The sequence below is a fragment of the Nocardioides jejuensis genome, from assembly GCF_004337475.1.
Lineage (GTDB): Bacteria > Actinomycetota > Actinomycetes > Propionibacteriales > Nocardioidaceae > Nocardioides > Nocardioides jejuensis.
Map to the genome: position 1 here is coordinate 67963 of NZ_SJZJ01000015.1, position 12560 is coordinate 80522.

The 12560-nt window shown below is 69.9% G+C and carries 9 protein-coding genes; all 9 read right to left on the minus strand.

Going from position 1 to position 12560, the window contains the following annotated elements; genetic code table 11:
* Nucleotides 1-7: 7 nt before the first annotated feature.
* Nucleotides 8-955: a lipoyl synthase gene (gene lipA, locus EPD65_RS10040; RefSeq protein ID WP_131583695.1), complete on the minus strand. Its 948-nt coding sequence runs from the start codon at nt 953-955 to the stop codon at nt 8-10.
* A gap of 63 nt (nt 956-1018) precedes the next feature.
* Nucleotides 1019-1744 carry a lipoyl(octanoyl) transferase LipB gene (lipB, locus tag EPD65_RS10045; RefSeq protein WP_131583697.1) on the minus strand — a complete coding sequence of 242 codons (726 nt, stop codon included), beginning with the start codon at nt 1742-1744 and terminating at the stop codon, nt 1019-1021.
* Nucleotides 1741-2640 (minus strand): TIGR01777 family oxidoreductase, encoded by a 900-nt coding sequence (locus tag EPD65_RS10050; protein ID WP_131583699.1) that lies wholly within the window; start codon nt 2638-2640, stop codon nt 1741-1743. The genes lipB and EPD65_RS10050 overlap by 4 nt, the downstream gene beginning before the upstream one ends.
* 73 nt (nt 2641-2713) lie before the next feature.
* Nucleotides 2714-4165, minus strand: a complete 1452-nt coding sequence (locus EPD65_RS10055) for a flavin-containing monooxygenase (RefSeq protein WP_131583701.1) — start codon at nt 4163-4165, stop codon at nt 2714-2716.
* Between the two features lie 5 nt (nt 4166-4170).
* On the minus strand, nt 4171-5076 hold the full coding sequence (locus tag EPD65_RS10060) for an SDR family oxidoreductase (protein WP_131583703.1): 906 nt from the start codon (nt 5074-5076) through the stop codon (nt 4171-4173).
* The gene (locus tag EPD65_RS10065) at nt 5073-7028 is read right to left on the minus strand and encodes an ABC transporter permease (protein WP_131583705.1); all 1956 of its coding nucleotides are present in this window, start codon (nt 7026-7028) and stop codon (nt 5073-5075) included. Before EPD65_RS10065 ends, EPD65_RS10060 begins: the two co-directional genes overlap by 4 nt.
* 226 nt (nt 7029-7254) lie before the next feature.
* Nucleotides 7255-9183 (minus strand): hypothetical protein, encoded by a 1929-nt coding sequence (locus EPD65_RS10070; RefSeq protein WP_207891498.1) that lies wholly within the window; start codon nt 9181-9183, stop codon nt 7255-7257.
* Nucleotides 9184-9274: 91 nt separating this feature from the next.
* Entirely contained in the window at nt 9275-11188 is a 1914-nt protein-coding gene (locus EPD65_RS10075; protein ID WP_131583707.1) for an ABC transporter permease, read from the minus strand.
* Between the two features lie 136 nt (nt 11189-11324).
* Nucleotides 11325-12560, minus strand: a 1236-nt coding sequence (gene sucB / locus EPD65_RS10080) for a 2-oxoglutarate dehydrogenase, E2 component, dihydrolipoamide succinyltransferase (RefSeq protein WP_131583709.1), incomplete at its 5' end; no start/stop codon positions are given.

The window sequence follows — 12560 nt, forward strand, 5'->3', positions numbered from 1 at the left end:
AAGGGGGTCAGACGATGGCGAGCGAGTCGCCCTGAGCCCGGGATTCGATGGCCTGACGGTACAGGCGTCCGGCGCGGTACGACGAACGGACGAGCGGCCCTGAGAGGACGCCGGAGAAGCCGATCTCCTCGGCCTCCTGGTTGAGCTCGACGAACTCCTCGGGCTTCACCCACCGCTCGACCGGGTGGTGGCGCAGGCTCGGGCGCAGGTACTGCGTGATGGTGATCAGCTCGCAGCCCGCGTCGTGGAGGTCCTGGAGCGCCTCGCTGATCTCCTCGCGGGTCTCGCCCATGCCGAGGATCAGGTTGGACTTGGTGACCAGCCCGAAGGCACGCGCCTGCGTGATCACGTCGAGCGACCGCTCGTAGCGGAAGGCGGGACGGATCCGCTTGAAGATGCGCGGCACCGTCTCGACGTTGTGCGCGAGCACCTCGGGACGGGACTCGAAGACCTCGCGCAGCAGGTCGGGCTCGCCGTTGAAGTCGGGGATCAGGTTCTCGACGCCGGTGCCGGGGTTGAGCTCGTGGATGGCGCGCACGGTCTCGGCGTACAGCCAGGCGGCGCCGTCGGGGAGGTCGTCGCGGGCGACGCCGGTGATGGTGGCGTACTTGAGGCCCATCTTCTGGACCGACTCGGCGACGCGCTGCGGCTCCTCGCGGTCGAGGGGGAGCGGCTTGCCGGTGTCGATCAGGCAGAAGTCGCAGCGACGGGTGCAGCGGTCGCCGCCGATGAGGAAGGTGGCTTCCTTGTCTTCCCAGCACTCGTAGATGTTGGGGCAGCCCGCCTCCTGGCAGACCGTGTGCAGACCCTCGGTCTTCACGAGCTTCTGCAGCGAGGTGTACTCCGGACCCATCTTGGCGCGGGTCTTGATCCACTCCGGCTTGCGCTCGATCTCCGTCTCCGCGTTGCGGGCTTCGATACGAAGGAGCTTCTTGCCGTCTGGAGCAGTGGTCACAAGCCCCGAGTCTACGCGGGGCCTGGGTTACTCCCGAGTCGGCGTCCGTGCTGCGCCCAGCGGTCAGACGCCCGGACGCACCAGGGCGATCCGCGGCGGCTCGGGACGGGCCTCGTAGTCCGGAGTCGGCTCGTACGGCTCCCACGCGAGGTACGTCGTCAGGTGCTTCTCGACGACCGGGATCACCTCGGCGACGGTCACGTCGCGGCCGAGCTCGAGCGACAGCGAGGTGACGCCGGCGTCGGAGATGCCGCACGGAGTGAACCGGTCGTACCAGCCCATGTCGACGTCGCAGTTGATGGCGAAGCCGTGCATCGTCACGCCGCGCGCGACGCGGATGCCGATGGCGGCGAGCTTGCGCTCCGGACGGCCGGTCGTGGGGTCGGCCTGGAGCCAGACGCCGCTGCGGCCGGGCACGCGGGCGGTGGTGACACCGAGGTCCGCACAGGCCCGGATCAGGGCCTCCTCGACGCGGCGTACGTAGTCGACGACGAGGACGTGGTCGGGCAGCCGGACGATCGGGTAGCCGACGAGCTGGCCCGGCCCGTGGAAGGTGATCTTGCCGCCGCGGTCGACGTCGATGACCGGTGCGCCACCAGGGTCAGCCGGCCGCTCGTGCGGGTCCGTGCGCTTGCCCGCGGTGTAGGTCGGCGGGTGCTCGAGCAGCAGCACCGACGGCGGCCCACCGGCGACGACCGACTCGTGCACGCGACGCTGGAGCTCCCAGGCCTCGAGGTAGTCGACGGCGTTGCTGCCGATGCCGGCGATCGTGAACTCCACGATCGTCAGCGTACTGCCGCCGAGATGACGTCCCGCACGTCGTGGTCGGTGAAGACGTAACCCGACGACCGCAGCGCCAGCGGCGTCGCGCGGCAGGAGCCGAGGAGGTCGGGGGCCACCCGGCCCGCGCCGACTGTGATGAGCTTCGTCGGCACGGCCAGCCGCGCGCGGCGTCCGGTGGCATCGGCGAGTGCCTGGGTGAACTCGGTGTTGGTCGGCGTCATGGGGCAGCAGAGGTTCACCGGGCCGGCGAGCCCGGTGCCGAGGAGGTGCTGCACACCGCCGACCCAGTCACGCAGCGAGACCATCGGGAAGTACTGCGAGCCGCCACCCAGTCGGGCGCCGAGGCCCAGGCGGAAGAGCGGCAGCATCTGCTTGAGCGGGGCGCTGGCGCCGTCCATCACTGGAGCCGTACGCAGCAGGCAGACGCGGGCGCCCGCGTGCCGGGCAACCGTGGTCGCCGCCTCCCACTCGCGCACGACCGACGTCATCAGCGAGCCGCCGACCGAGTCGCTCGCCTCGGCGACCAGCCGCGTGCCGTGGTCGCCGTAGTAGCCGATGGCGCTGCCGTTGAGGAGGGCCGGGCGACCGGACCCTTCCTGGTGCGAGCGCGCGACGGCGTTCGCGATGGTGCGGGCCGCGTCGACCCGGCTGGTGCGGAGGTCGGACGCCCACCGTCGCGAGTGAGGGTTGCCGGCGGTGGGGGAGCCGCAGAGGTTGATGACGACGTCAGCGGCGTCGACGACCTCCTGCGGGATCTCACCGTCAGCAGGAGACCACCGCACCTCGTCCGCGGCGGCCGGGGCGCGGCGTACGAGTCGGGTCAGCTGGTGGCCGTCGGCGCGCAGCGCCGCAGTCAGATGGGTGCCGAGAAAGCCGGACGACCCGGCAAGCAGGAGCTGCACGCTCCCACTCTGCCGGGTCGCCGGTGATGCTGCCTAGTGCCCGTTCGGGCGAGGGGTCAGCTACAGGGTCGATTCAGGAGAAATGGATCTCGCTGTCGACCAGCGGGGACTTCTGGATGAACTTCTTGTCGAAGTACCAGTTCTGCTTCAGGCGCCACGGGTCGCGGTTACCCGCCTTGGGCATCTTGTGGGCAGCGCGGGCCAGGTAGCCCGAGTCCAGCTTCATGATGTCCTCGGCCTCGAGGCCACCGTCGACGATCGGGACGACCTTGGTGAAGTTGTTCTCGTCCATGTGGTCGAGGAGGCGGACGATGTACTCGCAGACGAGGTCGGCCTTCAGCGTCCAGGACGCGTTGGAGTAGCCGATGATGAAGGCGAAGTTCGGGATGTTGTTGAGCATCAACGCCTTGTAGGTGAAGAGCTTCCCGAGGTCCACCTTCTCGCCGTCGACCTCGACGTCCGAGCCGCCGAACATCTGGACGTCCAGGCCCGTCGCCGTGACGATGATGTCGGCGTCGAGGTGCTGGCCGTTCTTGAGCTGGATGCCCGTCGCGTCGAACTTCTCGATGTGCTCGGTGACGATGTCGACCTTGTGGCTGTGGATCGCCTTGAACAGGTCGGCGCCCGGCACGACGCAGAGACGCTGGTCCCACGGGTTGTACGGCGGCACCAGGTGCTTGTCGTAGTCGAAGTCCTTGGGCAGGTGGATCTTCGCCCAGCGCTTGATGAGCTGCTTGGTCGCCTTCGGCTGGCGACGCGCGAACTCAAAGAAGCCGATCGTGACCGACGCGTAGCGCGCGTGGATCGCCTTCGCCGCGACGCCGGCCGGCAGGGTGCGCTTGAGCACGCTCGCGACCGGGTCGATCTTCGGCTGGCTGATGATGTACGTCGGGGTGCGCTGCAGCATCGTGATGTGCCCGGCGTCGGGAGCCATCGACGGGATCAGCGTGATCGAGGTGGCGCCGGAGCCGATGACCACGACCTTCTTGCCGGTGTAGTCGAGGTCCTCGGGCCAGTGCTGCGGGTGCACGATCGTGCCCTTGAAGTCCGCGGCACCCGGGAACTCGGGGGTGTAGCCGGCCTCGTAGTTGTAGTAGCCCGTGGTGTTGACCAGGAAGTTCGCGGTGATCTTCTCGGTCTTGCCCGTCTCGGCGTTGTCGACCGCGACGGTCCAGAGGTTGTCCTCCGAGGACCAGGAGTACGCCGTCGCCTTGCGGCCGTAGCGGATGTGCTGGTCGACCTTGTACTCGGCGGCGGTGTCCTTGAGGTACTGGAGGATGTCCTTGCCGTCGGCGATGGCGTCCTTGCCCGTCCACGGGCGGAAGCCGAAGCCGAGGGTGTACATGTCGGAGTCCGACCGCAGACCGGGGTACTTGAAGAGGCTCCAGGTGCCGCCGAGCTCCTGGCGCATCTCGAGGAGCGCGTAGCTCTTGGCGGGGAAGGCCTTCGACACGTGCACGGCAGCGTCGATGCCGGACAGGCCGGCGCCGACGATCAGGACGTCGAGGTGCGTGGCTTCGCTCATCTGGGTCACTCCTTGGTGTCAACGGCAGCGGTGTCGCTGGCGTCGTTCGCGATGTTGCGGGCGCTGGTGGCGCGGCCCAAGGCTGCCACCTCGCGGTCCATCTGGGGCAGCAGTGTCGGCACGTGTCGCAGGACGGCCACCGCGCCGGCGGCCGAGTTGACCACGTTGCGGTTGAGGCCGACGCCGCGGACCCACCCGGGGCAGTAGACGTGGCGCGAGCGCTTCTCGACGCCCTTGACGAACGCGTTGACGCACGCCTCGACGTTCGTGGTCTTGCCGAGCGGGTAGGGCAGCTTGGTGAGCAGCGTCTGGAACGCCGGCAGGTCGGCCTTCGCGTCGCGGACGAGCGGGGTGTCGATCCACGACATGTGCGCGCAGCCGACGTCGACGCCCTGGTAGGCGACCTCGAGGCGCAGCGCGTTGGCGAAGTGCTCCGCACCGGCCTTCGACGCGTTGTACGCCGACAGTCCCGGCGCCGCCGCGAACGCGGCGAGCGAGCTGACCACGAGGAAGTAGCCCTTCGACTCGATCAGCGCGGGCAGCGTGGCGCGGGCGGTGTGGAAGACACCGAGGACGTTGATGTCCATGACCCGCTTGAACGCCGCCGGGTCGGTGTTGAGCACCGAGCCGTAGCTGGCGATGCCGGCGTTGGCGATCGCGCTGTCTAGGCGGCCGAACTTCGCGACGCCCTCGGCGACCGCAGCCTCCATCGAGGGAAGGTCGCAGACGTCGGCGACGACGCCGAGCGCCTTGTCGGCACCGATTGCCGCGACGGTCTCGTCGAGCGCTGCGCGATCGAGGTCGGTGAGGATCAGGCGGGCACCACGTGCAGCCAGCGCCTTGGCGGTCTCGGCGCCGATGCCTCGTGCGCCGCCGGTGATCAGGATGACCTGGTCGATGTCCTTGCTCATGCGCTCACCTTGGCAGTCTCGGAGGCCTTGCGTCGACTGGTTCCGGCCGCGGTGTTGTAGCTGTAGCCGAAGCCGAGCAGCACGACGATCCAGAGCGACAGCACGACGTAGTTGCCGGCGGCGTACAGGCCCTCGGGGATGGAGTCCTTGCGCTCGCGCTGGAGCAGGTGCGGCTCGTACTGCGAGGTGACCGCGTCACCGTCGAGGACGCGCACCTCGCGACCGCGGTCGCTGGTGATCGCCGGGTCGTCGGGCATGTACATCGCCCACGACATCATGTCGTTGGTGCCCTCGTGGATCCGGATCAGCGTCTTCCACTGGCCGTAGAGGGGCAGCGGGTGCTCGGAGCGGTAGGTGCCCGGCTCACCCGTCGCGACCATCCGCGCGCGGACCAGACCGGGGACGTGCGAGGTCGGGTCGGTCGGGATGTCGGAGACCTTCTCGAAGGCGTCGGTGCCCGGGTATCCCTGCCAGGCGAGGGCGTAGAACCAGGTCGCGTCCGGGACCGGGTCCTTGCCGTCGATGTGCAGCGTGACGGTGGCGAGGCACTGCACCTCGTACGCCGTGCAGTTCTCCGCGCCGGTGGAGACGTCGCTCAGGTGGACCGTGGCCGTGTGGACCTCGCCCTTCATCGGCGGCGCGCAGACGGCCATGAGGGCGACGAACGTGGCAAAGCCGGCGAGACCGAGCCAGCGGAACGACGCGGTCGGCACGGCCGAGCCATAGGCGGTGACCTCGACGTCGGCGACGTTCTCCAGGCGACGGACCTTCCAGACGCCGAGCAGGCCACCACCGAGGCCGGCGATCGTGCTGACGGCGATGAGGAACGGCAGCGCGTGCTCGTTGAACGGCTGGGGGAGCGGCATGTGGTCCTTCGACCAGGCCCACTCGAGGTAGTAGCCCAGCGAGCCGCCGAGCACGCCGGCGACGACCGCGAACGGCAGGCGGCGCGAGGCGTTGCGGTCCACGCCGACGGCCAGCGCGACGAGCTCGACCAGCACCGCGAACGGAACGCTGGTGAGGAACTGGATGGTCAGGACGTGCGGGATGACCGCGACGACCGCCACCAGGAAGAGGTGCGCGCCGACCCACAGGGCGCTGACGAAGAGCGCGCCGCCCTTGCCGAACCACAGGCGCGTGGCGACGCAGGTGAAGCCGAGCACGAAGCTGAAGATCAGGCCCTGCGTCGACGCGGGGAACTGCGGGACGCCGAGGTCGAACTCCATGAGGAACGCGAACGGGACGATGCAGAGGGCCAGCGCGAGCGCCATCACCCAGCGGCCGAGGCGGCCGTTCATCAGGGGTGCGCCGATCTGCTTCGCCTCGGCGAGCAGCAGCGGCAGGCTCCACGGCGCCGTGATGGCGCCGCCGATCATCAGCACGTGGGTCGGGCCCCACTCGGTGACGTCCTGGCCGAAGATCCGGTGCCAGAGGTCGTCGAGCGGGAAGCCGAGGACGCCGATGAAGCCGGCGAGGAAGATGACGACCGAGCTGAACGGGACCTTCCAGCCCGGCGCGAGCTTGAGGGTGTGGCGCGGCAGCGGGTCCTTGGCCAGCGCCATGATCAGCATCGCGATGTTCAGCAGGGCGAGCAGCGCGAGGAAGATCGGGTAATGGCTCGGGTTGGCGAACGCGCCGTCGTCACGCCCCTTCTGCATGTGCAGCGGCACGTCCCAGTAGACGCCGAAGCCGGCGAGCAGCAGGAACGGCGGGGTGATGACGAACGGGGCCGCGGCCCAGCCGGGAAGGCCGATCTTCGCGCCGAAGGCGTCGAGGGCGCGGCCGAGCGCGGTGCGCTTTCCCTGGATGCGCTCGCGCACCAGGATCCAGCCGGTGAAGGCGAAGTAGATCGCCGAGATGCCGGACGCGACGACGACGTCGTGCAGTGTCGCGCCGCCGGCGGTGGGCGCCGAGGGCGCCGCCGCTTGGGCAGCAAGAAGGGTGTGGATCACGAGGCTCTCCTGAGTCTGCGGTGAGGCCCAGGTCACAGGTTTCCATGACACCGGGTCACATACACCGGAATGCCCTCAGGTTAGTGGGACACGACGTCCCGGGTCATGCCTCTGCCGTGTGATCTACGCCGCCGTAGGAAGTGGTTTCTGCCTGCCCGGACGCGACGGACCCGGTGCGGGGAGCGCCGGGTCCGTCGTGAGAGTTGTCTGTGTCAGGCGGGCGTGATCAGTCGTCCGTACGGCGACGGGCCGGCGCTCCGGTGGCCGCCCGGTTGTAGCACCAGCCGTAGAACAGGAACATCGCGATCCAGATGCCCAGGACGAGCAGGTAGCCGATCGTGAATGCCCACACCGGGATGTTGTCCTTCTTCTCGCGCTGGAGGAACTTGCTCTCGAGCTCCGTCTTCACGGTGGCGCCGTTGTCGACCAGGACCTGACGGCCGGTGGCCGCCTTGATCGCCGGGTCATTGGGCGCGTAGATCGGGAACGAGACCATCTGGCTCGGTGCGCGGTGGAGTCGGAGCAGGGTCTTCCAGCTGCCGTAGATCGGCACCGGGTCCTTGGTCGTGTACTGCCCGGGCTTGCCGGTCGGCTCGAGCGCCGTGCGCACGATGCCGGGCACGTGTGCCGTCGGATCCGTGGGTACGTCGCTCCCGGCGCCGTGCTTCGGGTTGCCCTGCCACGCGAGCGCGTAGAACCACACCGCGTCCTTGGCCATGTCCTTGCCCTGGAACGTCACCGTCACGCGCGCGAGGCAGCGCTGCTGGCCGTCGCACTGGGTCCCGCCGGTGGAGACATCGCTGTAGGTGATCGTGCCGGCGTAGGTGTCGCCCTGGCGCGGGACGCCGAAGGTGCCCATCAGGCCGACGAAGACCACGAGGCCGACCAGCCCGAAGCCGCGATAGCGGAGCTGCTTCGGGTCGCTGGGCGCCTCGGCGCTGCCCGCGAGCGTGATCCGGCTGCGCATCCACAGACCCATGAAGCCGCCGCCGATGCCGGCCACCGTCGAGACGGTGAGCATGAAGGGCAGCGTGTCGGCGTTGAACGGCTGCGGCAGGGGCATGAAGACCTTGGACCACAGCCACTCGCCGTACATGCCGAGCGAGCCGACCAGGGCGCCGGAGACAAGGGCGAACGGGATGGCGCGCTTGTTCTTGTTGGGTCGCATCGCGAGCCCGACCGCCTCGACGATGAGCGCCGACGGGATCAGCAGCAGGAAGCGCGCGAGCAGCACATCGGGGAGCACCTCGATGCTCAGCCAGAGTGCGGCGTGGATCAGCAGGTAACCGCTCGCGACGAGAAGCGCACCACCCGGGCCGATCCAGAGCCGGACCGAGGTGCAGATCCAGGCGGCCAGGAAGCCGAAGATGATGAACTGCGTGACCGCGGGGAACTGCGGCACGCCGAGGTCGAACTCCATGAGGAACGCGAACGGGATGCCGCAGGCAGCGATCGCCAGCCCGGTCACGATGCGGTGGCCGAAGAGCCGCGCGAGCAGTGCCCGCCCGGATCCCGTGCTCACCTGGGCCGCCTCCGCCAGCAGCAGGGGCACGCCGAGGATGAACGTGACGGCGCCGCCGATCATCATCGTGTGGGTCGGACCCCACTCCGTGACGTCCTGCCCGAAGAACCGGTGCCACAGGTCGTCAGCCGGGAAGCCCACGAGCGCGATGAAGCCGGCGCCCGTGATGATCACGGCGCCGAGCGGCGTACGCCATCCGGGGGCGAGCTTGATGGTGTGCCGCGGCAGCGGGTCGCGGGCCAGCGCCATCGACAGGATGCCAGCGTGGCAGAAGCCGAGGATGCCCAGGAAGATCGGGTAGTGGCTCGGGTTGGCGAGCGGCCCGGAGTCGCGCCCGCGCTGCATGTGGATCGGGACGTCCCACCACACGCCCCAGGCGGCCGACGCGATGGAGATCAGCCCGAGCACGATCGGCAGTGCCACCCAGCGCGGCAGGCCCGAGATCTTCGCTGCCCAGTCGGCGAGGCGGCCCACGAAGGTGGGCCGGTTGGTCCGCTCCATCAGCGTGACCCAGCCGAAGAAGAGGATCACCACGGAGGCGATGCCCGCGGCGATGAGGATCTCGTGGAATGCGGCGCCGCCCGCAGGTGGAGTGGCGGACGGGGCGGCGGCGAGGTGGGGGCTGAGGATCAAGGCTGACTCCCATGAGCGTCAGGATGCCGCCGCGCCACGGGTGTCAATGACGCGTCGTTACACCTATCGGATGGCGTTCACACTAGTGGGATCAGTCGGTCGTGTCCCGCTCCTTGCGCCGCCGCGCGTCGAGGGGTGCAGCGGCCCGGTTGTAGCACCAGCCGTAGCCGAGCAGGACGGTCAGCCACAGCCCCATCACGGCGATGGTCGCCGCCTCGAACGCCCACGTCGGTACGTCGTCGCGGCGCTCGCGCTGCATCAGCGGCACCTCGAAGCGGAGCGTCGCCGTGCCGCCGTCGGCGACCTGGATCAGCCGCCCGCGGTCGCTCGTGATGGCCGGGTCGTCCGGCATGTAGAGCGGGATCGCCATCATCTCGTTGGTGCCCCGGTGCAGGCGCAGGAGCGTCTTCCACGGGCCGTAGAGCGGCAGCCGGTGCTCTGACCGGTACTCGCCGGTCCGTCCGGTCGGGAGCATCCGGACCCGGACGACGCCCGGGACGTGCGCCTGCGGGTCCTCCGGCACGTTGGTCGCGCCGCGCGGCGAGCCCTGCCAGCCCATCGCGTAGAACCACGTGGCGTCCGCGGCGGGGTCGCCGTCGGTGAACCGGGCCGTCACCACCGCCTCGCAGCGGTTCGTCGCGTTGGTGCAGTCGGTGCGACCGCCGGTGACGTCGGCGTACGTGATGACGGCGTGGTGCTCGGGGCCACCGCGCTGCACGCCGAAGACGCCCATCAGGACGACGAAGGTCAGGAGACCGGCCAGACCGTAGCCGCGGTAGGGGAGCGACGCGTGCGACGCCGGTGGAGTCGAGGATCCGATGATCCGGACCCGCGAGGAGAGCCAGAGCGCCATCAGCGATCCGCCGACGCCGGCGATCGTGCTGGTGGTCAGCAGCAGCGGCAGGCTCGAGGACGGGAACGGCTGGGGGAGCGGCATGAAGTGCTTCGACCAGAGCCACTCGCCGTACATGCCGAGGGAGCCGACCAGGAGGCCCGAGACGATCGCGAAGAGGAAGGGCTGGTCGCGCCGCTTCGGCTGCAGGGCCGCCGCGACGAGCTCGATCAGGACGAGGGCCGGCGCTGCCAGGAGGAAGCGCGCCACCAGCACGTCCGGAAGTGCAGAGATCGCCAGGAAGAGCACGCCGTGCGCAGCCCAGTAGAGAACGAGGACGATGAGCGCCCCGCCGGGACCCATCCAGAGGCGGGCGCTGATGCCGATCCAGGCCATCAGGAACGCGAAGATGATGAACTGCGTGGCCGCCGGGAACTGCGGGAGCCCGAGGTCGAACTCCATCAGGAACGCGAACGGCAGGCCGCAGAACGCGATCGCACCGGTGCCCAGCAGCCGACCGAGGAAGCCGCGGGTGAGCGGCGCCGAGACCTGGGCGGCCTCCGCCAGCAGCACGGGTACGCCGAGGACGAACGTGACCGCCCCGCCGATCATCAAGACATGGGTCGGGCCCCACTCGGTGACGTCCTGGCCGAAGATCCGGTGCCAGAAGTCGTCCAGCGGGAAGCCGGTGACGGCGATCAGGCCGGCGAGCGTGATGATCAGCGAGCCGAGCGGCACCCGCCACCCCGGAGCGATCCGCACGGTGTGCCGCGGGAGTGGGTCGCGTGCCAGCGCCATGCTCAGCACGCCGGAGTGCGTGATGCCGAGCAGGCCCAGCAGGATCGGGTAGTGGCTCGGGTTCGCGAGCGGGCCGGGGTCGCGACCGTTCTGCATGTGGATCGGCACGTCCCACCAGACGCCGAGGCCCGCCGACAGCACCGACACGATGCCGAGGACGACCGGAAGCGCCAGCCACCGGGGTACGCCGGAGAAGGCAGCCGCCCAGTCGGCAAGGCGGCCGACGAGCGTGGTGTGACCGGTCCGCTCACGCAGCGTCACCCAGCCGAAGAAGAGGACCGGGACAGCCGCGATGCCGGCGGCGATGAGGATCTCGTGGAACGCGGCGCCGCCTGCGGACGGTGCGGCTGGTGCGACCTGGATCTGCATGCTCATCGAGCCTTTCTGCGTGCCGGACCCCCGAGATCACCTTGGCGCGTCCGGACCGGCGGCGGAAGCACTTCCCGGTGTTTTGCCGGAAATGGCGAGGCGCCCCGGACCGCGAACGGTCGGGGCGCCTCGGCGTACGGGATCAGAGCTGGAACTGGGCCGCCTCGATGCGCGACTTGAGGTCGCCGAGGAAGCGGTAGGCGTCGCCGCCGTCGATCAGGCGCTGGTCGTAGGAGAGTGTCACGTAGGCCATCTGACGGACCGCGATCGACTCGCCCGCGTCGGCGTCGTCGATGACGACAGCGCGCTTGACGACGGCGCCCGTGCCGAGCACCGCAACCTGCGGCAGGTGCACGACCGGGGTGTCGAGGAGGGCGCCGTTGCTGCCGAAGTCGGCCACGGTGAACGTGCCACCCGCGAGGTCGTCCGGCGTGATCCGGCCGGTGCTCGCGCGCTCGGAGACCTCGGCGACCTTGGTCGCCAGCGCCTCGACGGTCAGGCTGCCGGCGTCCTTGACGACCGGCGCGAGCTGGCCCTTCGCGGTGTCGACCGTGAACGCGAGGTTCTCGTGGTCGAAGTAGGTGACCACGTTGGTCGCAGCGTCGATCTGCGCGTTGAGCTTCGGGTGCTGCTTGAGCAGGTCGGCAGCGGCCTTCGCGAAGAACGGCGTGAAGCCGATGTCCGAGCCCTTGGCCTCGAGCAGGCGGGCAATGCCGGTCGCGTCGACCTCGACGACCGCGGTGCCCTGCGGGGCGGTCCGGAGCGAGTCGGCGGTGCCGGAGCCGATGACCTGACGGAGGCGGCTGAGCTCCTCGGTCGTGCCACGCAGCGGCGACGCTGCAGCCGGAGCGGCAGCGGCGGCGGGGGCTGCCGGAGCGGCGGCGCCGTTCTTGGCGGCGTCGAGGACGTCCTGCTTGCGGATGCGACCGCCGACACCGGAGCCCGTGAGCGTCGACAGGTCGACGCCGTGCTTCGCCGCGAGCTTGCGGACGAGCGGGGTGACGTACGACGGGGTGTCGCCGGTGGTCGGGGCCGGCGCGGCGGGCGCCGCGGGGGCGGCCGGAGCAGCGGGGGCCGGGGCAGCGGGGGCTGCAGGAGCGGCCGCGACGGGAGACGGGGCCTCGACGGGGGCAGCCGGAGCAGCGGGAGCGGCGGCCGCGGGAGCGGACACGCCGTCACCGACGACGGCGAGCTCGGTGCCGACGTCGACGGTCTCGTCGACCTGAACCTTGATGGCGAGGAGCTTGCCCGCAACGGGCGAGGGGATCTCGGTGTCGACCTTGTCGGTCGAGACCTCGAGCAGCGGCTCGTCGACGGCGACGTCGTCACCGATCTGCTTGAGCCAGCGGGTGACGGTGCCCTCGGTGACCGACTCGCC

Bases quoted from the DNA above. Each gene is read 5' to 3' on its own strand.
- EPD65_RS10075 (WP_131583707.1), bottom strand. From the start codon at position 11,188: ATGAGCATGCAGATCCAGGTCGCACCAGCCGCACCGTCCGCAGGCGGC.
- EPD65_RS10055 (WP_131583701.1), bottom strand. From the start codon at position 4,165: ATGAGCGAAGCCACGCACCTCGACGTCCTGATCGTCGGCGCCGGCCTG.
- EPD65_RS10060 (WP_131583703.1), bottom strand. From the start codon at position 5,076: ATGAGCAAGGACATCGACCAGGTCATCCTGATCACCGGCGGCGCACGA.